22 protein-coding genes and 1 pseudogene are annotated in these 17,466 nt (G+C 50.9%); 4 read left to right on the top strand and 19 right to left on the bottom strand.

Annotation, left to right across the window (positions count from 1 at the left end):
* Nucleotides 1-194 precede the first annotated feature (194 nt).
* From ACN0R1_RS15975 to ACN0R1_RS15920, 12 genes and pseudogenes are all read right to left on the bottom strand, one after another.
* The gene (locus tag ACN0R1_RS15975) at nucleotides 195-368 is read right to left on the bottom strand and encodes a hypothetical protein (protein ID WP_417584636.1); all 174 of its coding nucleotides are present in this window, start codon (nucleotides 366-368) and stop codon (nucleotides 195-197) included.
* Nucleotides 368-697 carry a hypothetical protein gene (locus ACN0R1_RS15970; protein WP_417584634.1) on the bottom strand — a complete coding sequence of 110 codons (330 nt, stop codon included), beginning with the start codon at nucleotides 695-697 and terminating at the stop codon, nucleotides 368-370. The genes ACN0R1_RS15975 and ACN0R1_RS15970 overlap by 1 nt, the downstream gene beginning before the upstream one ends.
* Nucleotides 687-914: a hypothetical protein gene (locus ACN0R1_RS15965; RefSeq protein WP_417584632.1), complete on the bottom strand. Its 228-nt coding sequence runs from the start codon at nucleotides 912-914 to the stop codon at nucleotides 687-689. Before ACN0R1_RS15965 ends, ACN0R1_RS15970 begins: the two co-directional genes overlap by 11 nt.
* Entirely contained in the window at nucleotides 911-1,126 is a 216-nt protein-coding gene (locus tag ACN0R1_RS15960; RefSeq protein ID WP_417584630.1) for a hypothetical protein, read from the bottom strand. The genes ACN0R1_RS15965 and ACN0R1_RS15960 overlap by 4 nt, the downstream gene beginning before the upstream one ends.
* A complete protein-coding gene (locus tag ACN0R1_RS15955) occupies nucleotides 1,123-1,545 on the bottom strand; it encodes a DUF5681 domain-containing protein (RefSeq protein WP_417584629.1) in 423 nt (140 codons plus the stop codon). The genes ACN0R1_RS15960 and ACN0R1_RS15955 overlap by 4 nt, the downstream gene beginning before the upstream one ends.
* Entirely contained in the window at nucleotides 1,542-2,114 is a 573-nt protein-coding gene (locus tag ACN0R1_RS15950) for a hypothetical protein (protein ID WP_417584628.1), read from the bottom strand. Before ACN0R1_RS15950 ends, ACN0R1_RS15955 begins: the two co-directional genes overlap by 4 nt.
* A 627-nt stretch (nucleotides 2,115-2,741) precedes the next feature.
* Nucleotides 2,742-4,223 carry a DUF3987 domain-containing protein gene (locus ACN0R1_RS15945; RefSeq protein WP_417584698.1) on the bottom strand — a complete coding sequence of 494 codons (1,482 nt, stop codon included), beginning with the start codon at nucleotides 4,221-4,223 and terminating at the stop codon, nucleotides 2,742-2,744.
* Nucleotides 4,224-4,358: 135 nt separating this feature from the next.
* Nucleotides 4,359-4,508: pseudogene (locus ACN0R1_RS15940) on the bottom strand (CHC2 zinc finger domain-containing protein); the annotation flags it as partial.
* Entirely contained in the window at nucleotides 4,505-4,798 is a 294-nt protein-coding gene (locus ACN0R1_RS15935) for a helix-turn-helix domain-containing protein (protein WP_417584626.1), read from the bottom strand. The gene ACN0R1_RS15935 and the pseudogene ACN0R1_RS15940, both read right to left, overlap by 4 nt.
* Nucleotides 4,799-4,868: 70 nt before the next feature.
* A complete protein-coding gene (locus tag ACN0R1_RS15930; RefSeq protein WP_417584624.1) occupies nucleotides 4,869-5,057 on the bottom strand; it encodes a helix-turn-helix transcriptional regulator in 189 nt (62 codons plus the stop codon).
* A gap of 87 nt (nucleotides 5,058-5,144) precedes the next feature.
* Nucleotides 5,145-5,600, bottom strand: coding sequence for a hypothetical protein (locus ACN0R1_RS15925; RefSeq protein ID WP_417584622.1), 456 nt, complete (start codon nucleotides 5,598-5,600; stop codon nucleotides 5,145-5,147).
* Nucleotides 5,597-6,835, bottom strand: a complete 1,239-nt coding sequence (locus ACN0R1_RS15920; protein ID WP_417584620.1) for a tyrosine-type recombinase/integrase — start codon at nucleotides 6,833-6,835, stop codon at nucleotides 5,597-5,599. The genes ACN0R1_RS15925 and ACN0R1_RS15920 overlap by 4 nt, the downstream gene beginning before the upstream one ends.
* 426 nt (nucleotides 6,836-7,261) lie before the next feature.
* Here ACN0R1_RS15920 and ACN0R1_RS15915 point away from each other — a divergent pair, with 426 nt between their 5' ends.
* Nucleotides 7,262-8,275 carry an MFS transporter gene (locus ACN0R1_RS15915; RefSeq protein WP_417584618.1) on the top strand — a complete coding sequence of 338 codons (1,014 nt, stop codon included), beginning with the start codon at nucleotides 7,262-7,264 and terminating at the stop codon, nucleotides 8,273-8,275.
* Nucleotides 8,276-8,301: 26 nt separating this feature from the next.
* Nucleotides 8,302-8,529, top strand: coding sequence for a hypothetical protein (locus tag ACN0R1_RS15910; RefSeq protein WP_417584616.1), 228 nt, complete (start codon nucleotides 8,302-8,304; stop codon nucleotides 8,527-8,529).
* A 253-nt stretch (nucleotides 8,530-8,782) separates the two neighbouring features.
* Here the strand turns inward: ACN0R1_RS15910 and ACN0R1_RS15905 are convergent, their stop codons facing one another.
* From ACN0R1_RS15905 to ACN0R1_RS15880, 6 genes are all read right to left on the bottom strand, one after another.
* The gene (locus ACN0R1_RS15905; RefSeq protein WP_151053159.1) at nucleotides 8,783-9,148 is read right to left on the bottom strand and encodes a cation transporter; all 366 of its coding nucleotides are present in this window, start codon (nucleotides 9,146-9,148) and stop codon (nucleotides 8,783-8,785) included.
* Nucleotides 9,145-9,414 (bottom strand): DUF2933 domain-containing protein, encoded by a 270-nt coding sequence (locus tag ACN0R1_RS15900; RefSeq protein WP_417584614.1) that lies wholly within the window; start codon nucleotides 9,412-9,414, stop codon nucleotides 9,145-9,147. Before ACN0R1_RS15900 ends, ACN0R1_RS15905 begins: the two co-directional genes overlap by 4 nt.
* Before the next feature lie 51 nt (nucleotides 9,415-9,465).
* Nucleotides 9,466-11,739, bottom strand: coding sequence for a heavy metal translocating P-type ATPase (locus ACN0R1_RS15895; RefSeq protein ID WP_151053157.1), 2,274 nt, complete (start codon nucleotides 11,737-11,739; stop codon nucleotides 9,466-9,468).
* An 87-nt stretch (nucleotides 11,740-11,826) separates the two neighbouring features.
* Complete coding sequence (locus tag ACN0R1_RS15890) at nucleotides 11,827-12,426, bottom strand: Spy/CpxP family protein refolding chaperone (protein ID WP_417584612.1); 600 nt, start codon at nucleotides 12,424-12,426, stop codon at nucleotides 11,827-11,829.
* A 92-nt stretch (nucleotides 12,427-12,518) separates the two neighbouring features.
* On the bottom strand, nucleotides 12,519-12,902 hold the full coding sequence (locus tag ACN0R1_RS15885) for a hypothetical protein (RefSeq protein WP_417584610.1): 384 nt from the start codon (nucleotides 12,900-12,902) through the stop codon (nucleotides 12,519-12,521).
* A 143-nt stretch (nucleotides 12,903-13,045) separates the two neighbouring features.
* On the bottom strand, nucleotides 13,046-14,515 hold the full coding sequence (locus ACN0R1_RS15880; protein WP_417584608.1) for a multicopper oxidase family protein: 1,470 nt from the start codon (nucleotides 14,513-14,515) through the stop codon (nucleotides 13,046-13,048).
* Nucleotides 14,516-14,712: 197 nt separating this feature from the next.
* Here ACN0R1_RS15880 and ACN0R1_RS15875 point away from each other — a divergent pair, with 197 nt between their 5' ends.
* Both ACN0R1_RS15875 and ACN0R1_RS15870 read left to right on the top strand, forming a co-directional pair.
* Nucleotides 14,713-15,396 carry a heavy metal response regulator transcription factor gene (locus ACN0R1_RS15875; protein WP_151053153.1) on the top strand — a complete coding sequence of 228 codons (684 nt, stop codon included), beginning with the start codon at nucleotides 14,713-14,715 and terminating at the stop codon, nucleotides 15,394-15,396.
* 1 nt (nucleotide 15,397) lies between these two features.
* On the top strand, nucleotides 15,398-16,729 hold the full coding sequence (locus ACN0R1_RS15870) for a heavy metal sensor histidine kinase (RefSeq protein ID WP_417584606.1): 1,332 nt from the start codon (nucleotides 15,398-15,400) through the stop codon (nucleotides 16,727-16,729).
* A gap of 98 nt (nucleotides 16,730-16,827) precedes the next feature.
* Here ACN0R1_RS15870 and ACN0R1_RS15865 read toward each other — a convergent pair whose 3' ends face one another.
* On the bottom strand, nucleotides 16,828-17,253 hold the full coding sequence (locus ACN0R1_RS15865) for an N-acetyltransferase (protein WP_417584604.1): 426 nt from the start codon (nucleotides 17,251-17,253) through the stop codon (nucleotides 16,828-16,830).
* Nucleotides 17,254-17,466: the final 213 nt, after the last annotated feature.

The raw sequence follows: 17,466 nt of genomic DNA, 5'->3' as shown, positions 1-17,466 counted from the left end.
CCCTAAATTATATCTACTTTAGATAATCTAAATCAGCCAGTTAAAAAATGAAGCAATAAACACGCCATATTTTAACAACTGATTTTTGACTATGAATTCTCTGCAAATGATCGTGTTGCACCTGTCTTGCTCGTAGCCGTTCGCGCGTGCGTACTGTTCCGAAAAGCCACAACACCGCTCCCGGCTCGGTATGCTCACGCTGTACCCTCACCCACTAGCGGCTTATTCAGCCATTCGCCATCCGGCTGTTTAACCATAGCAAAACCATCATCCCCATCAGGTGCCATGATCTCGATACGATCAACCCGGTCATTGTCGGTGGTCTGCTGTTCTAGTCGCTCAATGCGTTTATTCAGCTTGTCGGCCATCATGTCCTCCACTGGTCACGCAGTGCTGCTGCAAAACCTGAACCCTGTTGATTAACTGCTTTGGTATCTGCGTCCACACGCTGGCTAGTTTCGGCGCCTGGCAGTGCTGGCGGTGCCATAAGGTGCTGACCTCTTACCAGATCAAGAACCCCTGACATCGGCTTATTGACGACCTCAGCCGCATCTGTACGGGTGTCTGTCTGGTTGATCTGATCCAGTGTGTCCTGAACAATTTGAGCAAGGTTAGACTCGCCAAAGTGACGCCATTTTGATTGAAGTGCAAAGGCGATTGCAGCCGCCTGAGTTGATACTGTTTGCTTAGTGTTCATTGTGTTCTCCGTATATTTGATTTAGCCCGGTAATGCCAGCCGCTGGAAAGATGATCTTCTTTGCCTCAAGAATGGTGCGGATTAGCGCCTGCTTATGCTCCGAGGTGGCCGGGTCATTTAATTTATTTACCAGTGCAGTCTTAACATCATCACACAGAAAATCAGCCTGTGTTTTAGACTCAAGCGATTTAATGCGTGTCGATATTGTGCGTGTCATCGTGCAGCCTCCAGTTGCCGGTCAATCTGGTTTAACTGGTCTGGTGTTATGTGTTCGCCATCAAACAATTCAGCAAGCACACAGGTCGCGGCATGAACATCTTCATTATCCAGCGCCTCGTTTAATCTACGCAGATCGTCTGCATTTATTACAAAGGCAGACTTACCGGCACGCAGTTCCAACTGAGCTATACGATCACCTATGTTTTTCACTTTGCGGCCTCCAGTGCTGTCAGGCGGCGCTCCAACTCATCTATTTCAGTGATCCGGGCAAGACTGGCAACGGCTGTCACCAACTGACCGGCCACGTCGGGCGGAATCTTGCCGGTAGCGGCGGCATCCACGAATGCACGCGCAGTACCAGCCAAGCCAGCATTATCAGGCAATTCGATATTGATAGGACTAGCCACGGGTTTCAGTGCCGGGCTGATTCGATCCAGCACCAATTTGCAGGCTGTCAGATCACCGGCCAGGGCTGCATCAACAACAGTTTGCACAACCTGCGTCCCATGCTGGGCAAGCTGCCGCTTTAGCTCAGCGCTGGCTGTCTTTGGGCGTCCAGATGGGTTAGGTGTCGAACCCTTCACCCATCGACCTGACTTGTCGCGTATGTCTGCTTGCGGTGTTGTCATAGACCACCCCGTCTGACCATCATCTGACGCTGGGCAAGCTCACCTGTCACATTACCTAATCTGATACGTGCAGTGTGCAAACGATCGAATAATGAGCGGTCGATTTCAGGTATCACTAAATCAACCTCAGCACCTAGTTTGCGTGCTTGAGCGGCCTTCATGCCCCAATTCAAGGCGGTATGATCTGACAGGCAATCAACCACATCAAGTGCTTGCTCGATTCTGAAAAAGCTGTTGTTTAGTAGTTGTCGCAATGACTCCAGCATCTCATCTGCTTCCCGGGCAAGACGCTGACCTTCTTTCAGGTTCGCGGCTTTTTGTTCGGCTTCAACAGCGCGTTGTAGGGGTTCGATTTTAGCGGCTGCCTTTTTGCGCGAATCTTCAAGACGCTTGAAGTGCAACTGCAAGCCCTCGGCTTCTGCGTCATCGCCTACTTGTACGGCCTTATCGAAAGCCTCCTGAATGTCGTCGTAACGAGAAGCGATAATTTCAAGCTCAGCGTGTACTGCGCTCAGTCGCTCACTTGCTGATTTTGTTGCTGCTGTTTTTGTCGCTGTTGCTGCTGCCATTTTTCTAACTCCCGTCTTTGACGATTTGAATATTTATCAGATTGTTTGTTTAGCTTCTGCGAGCCTCTTACTCTAGCCATAACTAATACCCTCCAGTTATATCCTTATACTATCCTGTTATGAGTAAAAATCAACCTTTATCGCATAAGAAACACGATTAATATGCAATTACGTTATATTGACGTGCTTATTAGGTGTTTTAATGTTGGTAATTATGTTGGGTTTTTTCCTGGAAACGATTTTAAGCCCTTAAATGCTGGGGTTGTTGCTGCCTGTATCAGGACTCAATGCAATAGGGGCAAGGGCGATCTGTACCGCTGGCATCTTTAGTGTGTACCGCGTGTACCTGCCGTGTACCTTCGAGGTACACACCCTCAGCCTTAGTGTCGCAAGGGTTTGAGGTCAAGTGTGTACCGCGTGTACCACTTTTCCGTCGGGGGGGATTGCAAGAGGGAAATAACCCTATATAGGTAAAATGAAGAAAAAGGTACACAGGGTACACACTTACACTCTAGCCTTAGTCTCCCGTGGCTTTGAGGCGTGTACCTTCGAGGTACACACTAGGTACACAAGGTACACAAAAAAAAAGCCCAGCAGGTGCCGGGCTAGAGGGGTTCAGTTGATTAATCAGCCTGGCTCTATCACCCCGCCAGTTCTGACCACTAGACGGCCATTCTCCATCATTTCTTCTACTCTACTTCTTGCACGGGTGTAAGCCATTTTCCCCATTGTCCTGAAAGGTAATCGTTTACGCAGAGCCTGTGCCAACGGCCTTATTTTGTAGGGTTTGCGGCTCACTAAATCCAGAACTGCATCAACCTCTGCTGCCTCGCCGGTCTCGCCATTATCGTGTAGTAGCTGACCTAAGTGCTGCCCCATTAATTCGACGAATTCAAGCGCCGTTTGAACCATGTTCAGGGGTATCTGGCCGGATGGTTTGCAGTCGTTAGCTAAACACTCAATAACATGCAGCACGGCTGCCACCTTCATGGTGTGAGTTTCAATCTTGCCAAGCCAGCCTACTTGCATCAGCTCCCCATTAGCCGCCAGACGTCCCAGCTCAGGTTCAATGCGCCTCCGTGTATCAAGCATTAGCTGATAACCCTCTTGCGTTAGTCGTAGCTGATTAAGTGCATCAGGATCTTGCTGAACTTCAAGGCTATCAAATCGGCGTCTGCTGTAATCATCGACACACATCCGGCAAGCTTTATTGAAGGGTTCAGTCTCGCACTGTGTGACGTACTCACCATGATGCGTTCGAGTGCCTAATGGTGTTGGTTCACTGAGGTAAAAGAAACGCTCAGCAAGCCCTGTGCCGTTGCTTGCACTGAACACCCGTGAACTACTGCCAGGCTGAGCAATTACCAATACGCACCCACTTGCATATCCGCTGAATGTAGCCCTTCCTTTGCGCGTAGCTGAGGCATATTCACCTTGCCACCCCTGGAGTAATAAAGCGTTATTACTGTCATAGCTGCCCGATTCGGGAAACAGTGACTGAAAAGCGGCTTGCTCTGCACTGGCAACAAAGAAACGGCCCTCGTTACAGCTCGCTAGGGTCATATCTAAGCCTGCTGAGGTAGCATCTGTCGTTACATCGAAAGCCCTAAGCGCCTTCGGATCATCCTTTTCCAGTCCCTGATTGTTTGCAGCAATGCGCCGGTTATGATCCCGGACACCATCAAGGTACGGCTTTTGGGCATAGCTCAGCAAACGACTTTTCATCATGCTGGGGGGCTGTTCAATAACCGCGTATATTCCTGTTGTAACTGGTGTCCCTGTAACATACTGAACTGCGTATGATGTTGAGACAGCAGCAGATGCACCTGTCAGCAGTGCCAAAGCTGTCGAAGCCTCTGGAAACTCAATGCAGTGTGCTATTCGGGCGGCAAGTTTGCCAAGCTCAGTACGCTTAAAGCTGTCGGGCAACTTTACATAATCACGATCCGGGGGAGTAAATAGGGTGTCATGTGCCACCTGCTGAGGCGGTGTAAGCAAACTATCTAGGCGATTATTAATTCGCTTCAGATCCTGCTTAGCCTTCGCTGCAAGCAGCATGTCGTCATCACTCAAGCTATCACCACCCGCTATTGCCAGCTCAACCAGCACTGAAGCCTCAAACTTCGCTGAATTAAGGCAATTAATCTCATGGTTTAGCCTGGCCTCATTACTCATGCCTTCGGGAAATAAATCCCTTATCTCTAGGCCAATAGATTGAACAATGTCATCAGTGCTACACCCTGCGAAACAGTGCAGTAAAACTTTTCCGTCGTCGGCTTCTTTGATGCTCAGGCTAGGGCTTCGGTCTTGATGCGCCGGGCATAATGCCGTGAACCCTCGACCATTCTTTTTAACCTTTGAAAGCCTTTCGAGAATTAGCTCAGTAGGGTTCATGCCATACCCTCCGCTAACCGTTTACGAAAGCAGGCACGGACACCCATGTAATGATACCGGCCTATTTTGTGGGGTCGCCCTTCGTGGTCGTTTTGCCATTCCCAAGTTAATAGAATCACATGCCCAGATTCCCGCAATTCCTGAATTCGTCCAGCGGGGTGCAGGATGTTGAGATTGTTGCGCGCTTCTATTGTGCTAACGTGGCCGGTCATGGCGATATGCTTCAGCAGTCTATCCCGCTGAGCTGCTAGTGACTGGTTAAAGTTTGTGCTAAAATTCGTATTAGACATTTCAAAACTCCTCGTCATCACGACGATGATTGATTGATAATAGCCTCAGTTACCGCTGGGGCGTTTTTTTTCATGCCGCTAACCCTTCACCAGTCTCCCAGCGTTTCAGATCAGCCACGCGCCAGCGTGTGCAGCCAGGTGATAGCTTCACAGGGGTAGGGAATTTCCGGGTTGTGATCCAGCGCCAGACAGTAGCGCGCCCAATACTGTACCTTTCGGCAACCTCTCGATCTGAAAGGAATTGTTTTGAATGAGTCATAGGGAACCGCCTATAGATTGATTAAGACAGTACCTATTAGATGTCATGAGACAGCCCCAAAAAATACAGGTCTTTTGGGGCTACATATTAAAAGTAGTTAACAGCTTCTTTATAAAGACGTTCCACCGTAGAGCGGCCAATACCGAAAGTCTTACCTGTAGATTCAAAGGCTTTCTTTAAGCTGGGGTGTTCATCTTTTATTGCTTCGACAAATTCAAAAACTTCTAAAGGGTGATAAGGAACCTTGCGGCGGTTATCCGCGGCTAAGTGTAATTCCTTGCTTAATACCGTTAGCCGGTTATTAACTGGCTTGTGCATTGCCATTTCAATGGCTTCGGCTAAATGTTCAGCAAGATCTAAAGGAACAGGCAAGCCACGTTTCATGTATTTAGCAGCTATTGCGAGGCAATCCCATGCTTTTTCAACATCACCAGCAACACTTGTTTGGATAGATTGATACTCTGTACACATAAGCTTAGGGTGCTTTCTGCCTTGATCGTCTGTCAGCTTATAAGCCTGCACCTTGTAATCTGTTGCACTCATCTTACACCCCCAATAGCCTGAACCTTACCGCCCATCTGTCGGGTGTGTCCCTGTTCACAATACCGCGCCCATTCCGTCATGAGCTGGCGGCGCTTATCCAGCAGGCCATCACGGGCGTAGGCGGCGCGTGTGCTGTCACCGTTGACGTGTGCAAGCTGAAGCTCTGAAACTTCATCAGCATAAGCTGTGTGCTTTCTGCACCAGTCTTTAAAAGTAGACCTGAAGCCATGCGGGGTAATACCTTCCCTGATTTTCTTGGCTGCCTTCTGCACAGCAACATCTGAAAGCTGGCCGCCTTTGGTGTTGCTGAAAATATAAGCGCCCATTTTCGGAACGGACTCCAGCAGGGTCAGCAGTTCATCAGTTAGCGGAATAACGTGGTCTTTGCCTGCCTTCATACGATCAGCGGGAATGCTCCATATTTTGCGCTGAAGGTCGATTTCCTCCCACTTGGCACCTCTGGCCTCACCCGACCTGCAAGCCGCTAGAACGATGAATTGAAGCGCCAGCGCCCCCATTCCTTGTGATGCCTTCAAGCTTTGCCAAAAGTCCGGCATATCTTCAACGGGCAGGGCGGCCAGGTGCTGAACCTTTGAGACCTTGGTGGCTTTCGGCAAGGTGCTGTGTTCAAGCATTCCGCGCCATTTTGCGGGGTTCTCGTCTGACCGGATCTTGTTTGCTATGGCAAGGCTGAGGATTTTTTCAACATGCTGGCGTACACGGGTAGCCGTTTCCGTCTTGGTTTCCCAGATAGGTTCAAGCATTGCCACAATATGCGGCATCTGTATATCAGCGGCGGCCATCTTGCCGATATGGGGGAAAACATAGGTTTCTAGGTGGCTGACTAGCTTCTGACCTTGCCTAGCCGTCTTATATTCGGCGCTCTGTTTCTTGATATACCCCTGTGCCAATTCTTGAAAGGTAACACCCCTTGCTTTATCAGCAATCAGCTTTGATCTGTTGGCTTGTTTCTCTGCCACCGGGTCAATACCGTTTAGGATTTTCTCTTTATACTCCCGCGCCCTTTCCCTGGCCTGAGCAAGGCCTATATCAGGAAAGCCACCGAGTCCAAAGTCACGGCGCTTGTCACCGACTTTTGTTCTCAGCACCCAGCTTTTAGAAGTAGGCGTTTTTATCTGAATCTGAAGCCCAGCAACACCCCCAACGGCGTAAAGGCCAGGTGTGTTTAAATCCCTGACTTCCTTGGCGCTCAGCTCTTTGGCTTTTTTTGGCATTCCAACCTCCTACCCAACATAAAACAGTAAATTGGATAGTACGGCATGAGACAGGATAAAACAAGACATTTTGAATAAAGCTAGATACCACGGGGCTTGTAACGATTTATTGAGACAGAATAGGGCAGCTAATCGGGTTAGCCTCCGGGCACCATTTATTTGAGTGCCTGCTTTAATAAAATCACCCGCAACACTTCTGTAAAGCGCCTATTTACTCTGACAATCTTTTTCTCAAGCCATGCGTTGAAATCCGTGCATAGCTCCTGACTGTTTTTTCCAGCCAGATATCTACTTCAGACCGCACAAATCCACAACGGCACTCCTGTCGTAAACGGACACAGTTGCGCCGTTTCAGTGATGCTAGCCCCAGCCTGTCCGTGCCACGCTCTCGATTTTATGCGATGTACCAACGCACGAGGGTGTTTCATGGTTAAAATGCTGTCCGGGGTCTGGCCTCTGCTACTCGGTATCGTGCTCATTATGCTGGGCAATGGTATGCATTTCACCCTGATTGGCCTGCGCGGTGGTATCGAGGGGTTCTCGGCCGCTGAACTGGCGATTGTCACATCAGGGTATTTTGTCGGCTTTTTGTCTGGTGCCCGTATTGCCCCAATCATGATCAGGCGGGTAGGGCATGTGCGTGTGTTTGCGGCATTGGGCAGCTTTATGTCGGCGGGACTGATTGCCTTTCCTCTGCTGACCGAACCCTGGGCCTGGACGCTGCTGCGAATTTTAATTGGTTTCTGCATGTCGGGGATCTACGTTACCGCCGAGAGCTGGCTAAATGACGCGGCCACTAACGAGACACGCGGCAAGGTGTTATCGGCCTATATGATCGCACAGACACTCGGGATCATCGGCGCACAGGGACTGCTGACACTGGGCGATGCCGCGACTTCGGTGCTCTTCATTGGTGCTTCAATTCTTGTATCCATCTCCTTTGCACCCATCCTTCTGACCGTGACTCATGTCCCGGCGGTCGAAGTCGCGCGCCCGATGCGTTTGCGTGATCTATTCTCAGGTTCACCCCTCGGGACTGTAGGGATCTTTTTGCTCGGCAGTGTGTATGCAACCCAGGCGGGTATGGGTGCTGTATTTGGAACACAGATAGGTCTCACAACAGGACAGATAGCCTTGTTCGTTGCCATGCTGTTTGCCGGGGCGCTGCTACTGCAGTACCCCATTGGCTGGCTGTCAGACAGGATGGACCGACGCAAACTGATCTTTATTGCAGCTACACTGGGTGCCGCATCCTGCACCCTGGGCTGGCTTTCTGGTGACGATTTCAGGCTTTTACTGGCAGCCGCCTTCCTGGCGGGTGGGGTAACAACACCACTCTATGCCCTGTTTCTGGCTTACACCAACGATGCGCTTTCGGTCGAGGATATGCCAGCGGCCTCTGGCGGTCTCTGGTCTTTACCTTCGGATTGGGTGCCATAACAGGTCCACTGCTGACAGGCTGGGCAATGCAAGAGTTGGGGCCTTTTGCATTCTGGCCAGTGCTTGGCGCCACCTTCGCCGCCATCTCACTCTTTGCGCTCTACCGCATGACCCAGAGTGTCAGTGTGCCTATGGAAGCAACCGAAAGTTACTTAGGGGTTATTCCGACGGCATCGCCTGTAGCAGTTGAAGCGGCAGGTGTCTGGGCTGCGGAGCATGCTGAGGCTGAGGCTGAGACTGATAAATCTCTCTGACTAACTGGAGATACAACAAATCCGGCTTAATGCGGCTAAGGCTGACTACCGCAATATAATAATGATTTAGCTCAGCTTCATACAAGTGCCATTGCCCTATCTCGGACTTCAGGTCTTGGTATGCTGGTCATGATCAGAATAAAGCCCAGATACTGCGGGTGCTACACCCGGGCATACAACCCTTGAGTGGTGAGTGACTTGTCGCATTCATCCTTTTTCGATATGCAGAAATAAGTGCATGACGCTTAGACCCTTATTTTCGAGTATGGCTATTTGTGCGATGGCAACTCCAGGGTTCATGCCGGGCATTGTTCTTGATGTTCTGATCGACAAAGCGGTAATACTCTTCCTTGAAGTGAGCCCACAAGCCATGCCTGGGTTGGATACCGTATTTTGTCAGAATTTCTTCCACGCAGTCGATGCATAATCGGGATGCGTCATAGGAAAAATCGAGCCTGCCAGATTCCTCGTCGAAAGCAACGTTATCCAGACCATATAGTTGGTCGATTTCTACAATGGCGGCGTTCAGTTTTGTGCTATCTATCGGTTTCAAAAGCCCGAGATGACGCGTCACCAGGTTGACTTCTGAAACGCCTAAACGATGTTCATTGTGGCTCATTGTCTGTCTCCTTCTTTTCGACCTTCTTCCAGGCCGCGGCGATAGGCCGCTTCCGCATCCTGATGATTATGTTCTTCGTGACCGTGTCTGCCGTGGCCTGTGTGCATGAAAATATGCATCAGTGGGCACAACAGAATTATCAGAAAGGGGAAATACGGAAGTAGGTGGGCGCCGTGCTCCACAAAGAGAAAGTAGAGCGCTGCGCCAATCAGTGTGAGTGTTGCCAAGCCATGAAGGCTGGTCCAGTATCCATGTTTGCCTGTCATAGAGTTTCTCCTGTGCTGCCCGTCAGGCGGCGCTGTCATGTTGTTGTCTGATCATTTATCCACACTCAGTTTCACCCGCTTGAGAAGCAGGGAGTTGCCGATCACCGACAATGAGCTGGCCGTCATGGCAATTACGCCTATCATTGGGTGCAACAGACCTAGAGCGGCCAGCGGGATGGCAGCAGCGTTATAAGCACTGGCCCAGATCAGGTTCTGTACGATTTTGGCGAAGGTGGCACGAGACAGGTGCATCGCTTCGACCACGGCACTCAGTTCACCGCGTACCAGGGTGACATCGGCTGCTTCAATGGCGACATCTGCTCCGGCGCCGATGGCTATTCCTACATTGGCCTGTGTCAGGGCCGGTGCATCATTGATACCGTCGCCGACCATGGCGACTTTATTACCGTATTGTTCCTGCAGCCTGCGTATGGCATCCACCTTGCCCTCCGGCAACACACCTGCCTGAACTTCATCAATGCCCACTTCGCTGGCTACGGCACGAGCGGCACGTTCATTGTCGCCAGTGATCATCACCACATGCAGGCCCAGTGCGTGCATGCCACGAATCGCGGCTACTGAATCCGCCTTGATGGTGTCAGCGACGGCGAGCAGGCCTAGAGCCTGACCGTTCAGTGCCACAGTGACGACTGTGCGGCCCAGTGATTCGAGTCGGGACAGCTCTTCATCCAGAGCATCCAGTCCTTCGACGCCCTCCTCTTCAAGGAGGCGGCGGTTGCCTATCAGAACTGACTCACCGTCGACCTTTCCGGCAACGCCTCGTGCCCCAGTAGAACGGAAGTCTGTGACCTGCTCAGCTGCTATGCCCTGTTCTCGGGCACCGGCCACGATCGCTTGGGCGATCGGGTGCTCAGAGGCATTTTCTACACTGGCGGCAATCTGTAACAGTTGCGACACCTCAATACCGGGCGCTGCGTAGGTATCGGTCAGTCTGGGTTCGCCTCGGGTGATGGTGCCGGTCTTGTCCAGCACCATCACTTTGACATCCTTGAAGGTTTGAATCGCCTCACCGGAACGGATCAGGATACCGCGCTCTGCGCCGATCCCGGAGCCCACCATCAAGGCGGTCGGTGTGGCCAGACCCAGCGCGCAGGGGCAGGCGATAACCAGCACCGCAATCGCGGCGAGCAGCGCCAATACCAGTGAGCTGGCCTCTGGATTGACCCAAGGCAGGAATAGGGCACCCCATTCAAGTACTGGCCTCAGGCTGTCAGCGGCCAGAAGCCAGGCGAATAAGCTACCCAGCGATATCAGAATTACTACAGGGACAAAGCGACCCGTCATGCGGTCAGCGAACTCCTGAATCGGCACGCGTGACCCCTGTGCCTGATCGATCAATCGCACCACCTGGGACAGGAAGGTATCCTTGCCGATGCGGGTTGCCCGGACATGCAGGCGACCCTCCTTGTTGATCGTGGCACCGATCACTGTGTCTCCGGTGCTTTTGTAGACCGGAACAGATTCGCCAGTGGCGATCGATTCGTCCAGATGGCTTTCGCCGCTGACTACCTCGCCGTCGGTCGGTACCTTATCACCGGGTCGTAACACCATGATATCGCCGACCTGCAACTCGTCTATGGCGATATCGATCTCCTGTCCATCACGTTCGACACGGGCTGTTTTAGCACCCAGCGTTAACAAACTGCGGATCGCCTGAGAGGCACGCCCCTTGGCACGAGCCTCAAGGTAGCGACCGAGGAGATGGAAGGTCATGATGGTTGCGGCCATCTCCACGAAAGAGGTCATGGGGTAGATAAACCCGATCAGACCGATTATGTAGGGCGGCAGACTGCCCATCGAGATCAGCACATCCATATTGAACGTGCGGTTGGTCAGAGATCGCCATGAGGCTTTATGGGTGGCTGCACCGCCATACAGAAACACCACCGGGAATGCCAGCAACACAACGATCAGCAGATAGCCCGGCAGCGGTTGCCAAAACATGTGCGGTATCATCAGTAACATGATCAGTGTGGTGGGTATACCAGCAATCCACAGGCGCTTTTTGGCCGTGTCCAGATAGGCTTCGTCAATCTCTGTATCTGCCGGGCCCTGATCATCCAGTGCATCATTGCGTACGGCGGCGACATCATAGCCAGCCCCTTCAACAGCCAGGCGCAGTTGCTCACCATCCGGCCCACCCGGCTGAACAGTAACCTCCACCCGGTGGTTGGCGATATTGATATGGATATCGCCCACGCCATCAAGGCGAGTGAGTGTCTGGCGGACAATACCGGCACAGTGGTCACTGCCCATGCCGGGAACGGTCAGTTTGAATAGTGTGTTATGAACATCTGCTGACATGATCTGTCTCCCTTTGATGTCTGGCATTGATATCGGGCCATCGCGGAGTTTCCGTCTGCGATGGCCTGCTGCCCGTGTTGTGACTGATCAGTGGTGAGCCGCGTGGTCTGTCTCATCACTGTTGGTCGCTGGCGACTCTATCAAGGTCTGACGCTGTTCATCCGTCAACAGGTCCTGAATGGCGTTATTCAGTTTGATGCGTGCAACCAGCATTTCACCATGCATCTCGGCAATTTGACTGTGCAGTGCCTTGATTTCATCAGGGTTCGGGCGATCTGATGACATTTTTGCCATCAGATCTTCGCGCAGATTCATCAGATGGCCCATTTGTTCGAATTGAGTCAGACGGTGGGCGTGTCTGAGCTCGCGAACTTCCAGCCGTTGCTCCTGGGTCAGTTGCGCATGCATGCCAGTTCCCATCATGCCCATGCCGCCTTCCATCATTGGGCAGGAGCCCATCATTCCACCTCCCATGCCAGACATCATGCCGCCTTGCATGCCGCCACTCATCATGCCCATGCCACCTTTACTCATGGGTGAGTTTGTTTCTGACTTTGCCTCTGACTGTCCACCGCGCATGTTATCCATCATGCCAGAACCCACACCTTGGGCGATGACCTGACTGGAAACGGCGGTTAACAACAGTATGGATAAACCCTGTAACAGACTGTTTTTTGAAATAATCATGGCTATTCTCCTGGCAGGCAAAGCCTGCACCTAATGCACTAAAAAAGATCTGGATTGCTTTTACATCAACGGCTATCGCTGCGCGCGATCACTCATAAGCGCAGGCGTTGCGTCAGTAAAAATAGAGGTGCAGTAGAGGAGAGCTGGTAGGTGACAGTATGGATACTGGTTATCTGATAGTTTGCTAAAACGAATAAGTCAGACAGCTGTATCAGGAAAAAATCAGGTTTCAGATCGGGCTTGGCTTGTCTTGATTGGGCCATCACCTCCTGAGAGGTGTTTTCATGATGGCATTGATGGTCTTTGTGGGGCTGTTCAACAGCAGACCACTGATGCTCCACGCTGGATGTTGCAGCATGTGCATTGGCGGTCGTGCAAATATAAAGGATGGAAAAAGCGATCAGAAACAATACAACTCCTGCGGCCAGTAAGGCCGGTTGGAAGGGTTGTTTGCTACTGATCGCACGTGCATGCATGAGTTGTGGCTCTTCAGTTGATCATGGATACAGCTTAGTCTATTTAGATCATTTTGGCACTGATTTGTACCAACGGGAAACCATTGCTTGAGTTTCTTCATCATTGTCAGGCGCTGCCACTCTGCATCACGTAGAGTATCAGACTAAGCTTCGTATTTGATGCTTGTCATCATCCCTGCTGCCATGTGATACAGGTGATGGCAATGGAATACCCACTCCCCCGGATTTATAGCATCAAAGGCTATAGTGACCTGCCCCCTTGCAGGTACGAGTACCGTGTCACGCATAGCGCCAGAAATCCGTTTGCCATTAATAGCTACGACCTGAAAATGATGACCATGTAAATGCATTGGATGTGCCATACTGGTCTGATCGGTGATGGTGATTTCCACACGCTCCCCCTGTCGAACCCACATTGGCTGATGATCGCCATGTGCTTTCCCATTCAACAACCATCCATAGCCAGCAGTTTCTGTAATAGTTACATGGTGTTTTCTATCTACTGGGCGCTGCGATAAAGGAGTCACTGCACGCAGTGCCTGTTCGAGATTGAGCCCTATTGCAGGCACCTGCTGGGATGCCAGATTAGAGACTTTAGTAATCGTTGCAGCCGGTGTGGCTAGCAAAATCCCGGTGCGTTCACGCTCGCCTTCACGTATCGCAAAGATCGGCCAGACCCCTTCTTCACCTGCTGGCAGGTCGACTAAAATATCCAGTCTCTGGCCCATTGCAAATTCAAACTTACTCGCTCTCATCGGTTCAACAGGCATACCATCAACCGCAATCAACTGACCTTGCAGACGATCAAGATCTATCCAGAAGGCCGTTGCAGTGGCTCCATTAATCAAACGTAAGCGAACACGTCCGCCACGCTCAACTCTATGAACTTCAGGATCATTCAATGTCCGATCATTGGCCAGGAAGGCGTCATACTCTACATCATGTAAATGTGCCATAGGCATGGCCGCTTGATCCTGAGTAGAGCCATGTTGCATATTACCATGACCTGCATGAAGATCTGCAGACGATGAACCATGCCCACCCTCTGACTGTAAAGCAGACAAAATTTCCATGGGATCACGAAAGGTAAAGTCATGGAACAGAACAACCACTTCCTGAACATCATCCGCAGCCTCAAGCGGATCACGAACAATCAATGGAGCCGCCATCAACATCTGCTCTTGCAAACCGTGATGCGAGTGCATCCAGTTAGTGCCGGGTTTATCGAGGAGAAAGTCATACTCATGATGGCCGCCAGCGGGAATTGGCAGTTGTGTGAGTCCCGGCACGCCATCCTGTTCCCAGGGTGGAGTCAGACCATGCCAGTGTAACAGCGTAGACTCATCAAGCTGATTCTCCACTCGTACACGAAAGCGCTTACCTGCCTCCAGCATCAAACCCGGTGTACCGTCTGGTTGAGTCAAGCCAAACACACGAGCAGATTTGCCATTGACCTCAATCACGCGCGTGCCGACTCTGATAATTTGTGTATCCTGCTGCATTTCAGTGGCAGCAAAAACAGAACCCTTTCCTGTTAAAAGTGTTGGCATGGCAGTGAGTGCACCCGCTGCAGCGGTAGTTGCCAGAAACTGGCGACGTGTTATTAAACGCATCTTAAAAACTCCATTGATTAGGCTTGTTGTATTTGCTGACTTCTGCACCTCCGTCACTGAAGGATAGAAACCTATACTTCAGGCATACACACAGACTAAACTGACTATCCAGACAAGAGGATGACGCTGAAATTACAACTTTGTAATCTTTCCTTAACTGCTTGCGTGTTTTACGCTGGCCCCTGAGAATACAAGGCATGCGTATACTGATCGTTGAAGACGAACCCAAAACCGGTGACTACCTTCTGCAAGGCATGACCGAAGCGGGCTTTATCACAGATCTTGCCCGAAATGGACCCGATGGCCTGCACATGGCACTGGAGGGGGAATATGACTTGGTAATACTGGATGTCATGCTGCCCGGCATGAACGGCTGGAAAGTGCTGGAAACAATACGTCGATCTGGTCACGACATGCCGGTTCTTTTCCTGACCGCACGTGATCAGGTGGAGGATCGCGTGCAAGGGCTGGAGCTGGGTGCTGATGACTATCTGATCAAGCCCTTTGCTTTCTCTGAGTTGCTCGCTCGTATACGGGCATTGTCTCGGCGCAGCAAAGCTCCTGTGGTCGAGATATTGAAAGCAGGAGATCTTGAAATGGACTTGCTGCGTCGTCGCGTTCATCGTGCCGGACAACGCATTGCTCTCACGCCAAAAGAGTTCGCTCTGCTTGAACTGCTGCTGCGTCGGCAGGAGGAGATTCTGCCACGATCACTGATAGCCTCACTGGTCTGGGATATGAACTTCGATAGTGACACAAATGTCGTTGAGGTCGCTGTGCGTCGCCTGCGCGCCAAGGTGGATGACCCTTATTCCCCCAGACTGATCCGCAATGTACGTGGCATGGGTTATGTACTGGAAGACCCTGACGCGAATCAATAGCATGATAAAACCGATATCTCTCACTGTTCGCTTGGTATTACTCTTTACCACAGCCGCTACTCTGGTATTGCTGCTGTTGGGCTGGCTGCTGTCACTGGCCATTGATCGGCATTTTATCGAGCAGGACACGACCGAGTTAAATAGCCGTCTGGAGTTTATCAAACAACAGCTGGCAACCGCTCAAACCCCAGATGCGCTGGATCACCTGCTGACTCAGCTAAACACACTGCAGACGTATCATGTGATGGTCTCAGCCAGCCATTCAACCTCGCAGACAGACACACTCCATAGAACCACAGGGCCCGAGCTGACAACCTGGCAGCAAGATGGGCGCAGTTTCAGACGACTCAGTGGCACATTCCCAACCGCACTGCCGGATAGCCACATCACTCTCACCATCGATCTGAACATCACTCACCATAAGGAGTTTCTGATATATTTCAATCGTCTAGTATGGGGCTTCGTCGTTTTCTTTTTCCTGATAATGACTGTCCTGGCATGGTTTGCCGCCCGACAGGGGCTCGCACCACTGCGTAAAGTGACCACACTGGCAACCAAGGTATCTGCGGTCAGACTGGATAAGCGTCTGCCACTGGCTCAAGTGCCGGTAGAACTGTTACCACTGACGCAGTCGCTCAATGCGATGCTTGAGAGACTGGAAAACTCCTTTCAGCGTTTGTCTCATTTTTCATCAGATATTGCACATGAGCTGCGCACACCGGTGAACAATCTGATGATACAGACCGAGGTTGCCCTGTCTCGCGCACGCACACAGGAAGAGTATCGCGACCTGCTAGGCTCCAATCTGGAGGAATATGAGAAACTCGCGCGCATGATTTCAGATATGCTATTTATTGCCAAAGCGGATAATGGTCTGATCATTCCCTTGTGCGAGAAAATCAACCTTTCAACTGAAGTCAGGCGCATAGTTGAATTTTTCGAACCCCTGGCGGCAGAGTCATCCGTAGAGATTAGCGTTGAAGGCGACGCAGAAGTACCAGGAGATCGGGTCATGCTGACTCGTGCACTTTCCAACCTCTTATCCAATGCCATACGCCATGCAACACCCAACTCTGACATTAAGCTGATTATAACTACCCACAAAGATAGAGTTCGGGTTGCTGTCGAGAACCAGGGTGAAGAGATACCCGAAGAACACCTTCCCTATCTTTTTAACCGCTTTTATCGTGCCAATCCAACCCGAGATACTACAACAGAGCATTCAGGTCTGGGGCTAGCCATCACTCGTGCTATAGTCACTGCACATGGTGGCCAGATAAGAGTGACCTCGACAAACGGTATTACGTGCTTTTTAATTGAACTGTCTGCCTGACATTGCTGATCAGCCACAACACTGGCATTACTGTGCTTGATTTTGCCGTAAAACCGGGAAGGCTATTATTTAGCGTATCGAGACAGTAGGTGTGCTGGTCATGTGCGATACTCCATAGCCAGCTCCGGATAGCCTGTATGCTCATCAACCTGCTCATCCATGACAACAAACCCCTGCTTTTCATAGAACGAAATGCTTGAGCGGTTAGCCTTGTAGACCGTTAGATGCAAGGTCTGACGCTTGCACTTGGCATCGTTCAATAAAGCCGTGCCTATGCCCTTGCCCTGATACTCAGGAGACACAAAAATGGCCGCCAGAGTGTCATTGAACAAGCTATAAAACCCGGCAATGCCAGATGCATTCTCAAACACCCGGGTTTCTGATGCGGGAAGGTATAGATTACGCATATCCTCTAATTTCGACTCCCAGAACGCCGGTTCCACAAAAGAGTGCGCCTGAATCGACGCGGATAGCCAGATTTGCAGAACCTGGTCTACATCTTCAGGACGGTAATTACGTAGCATTCAGCACACCTTTTTCTATATGTTTTTGGACATGCCATAGTCTCGCTCAACCTTTGCGATCCTGGTTGTAAAACTGGCATACCATTTCTCACGCCCCAGCTTCTGGGCTATTAAATGTTCAGCATGGTGTTTCCACGTAAGCGCCAAAGAATCAGCACCTACAATTTAGAATGTAACCGCTTCAAACTAACTCCATCAAATTCAATGTATGGA

This window comes from Nitrincola sp. (assembly GCF_048264025.1).
GTDB lineage: Bacteria > Pseudomonadota > Gammaproteobacteria > Pseudomonadales > Balneatricaceae > Nitrincola.
Note: the sequence above shows the minus strand (reverse complement) of the source record. Positions and strands in the feature narration are given on the sequence as shown.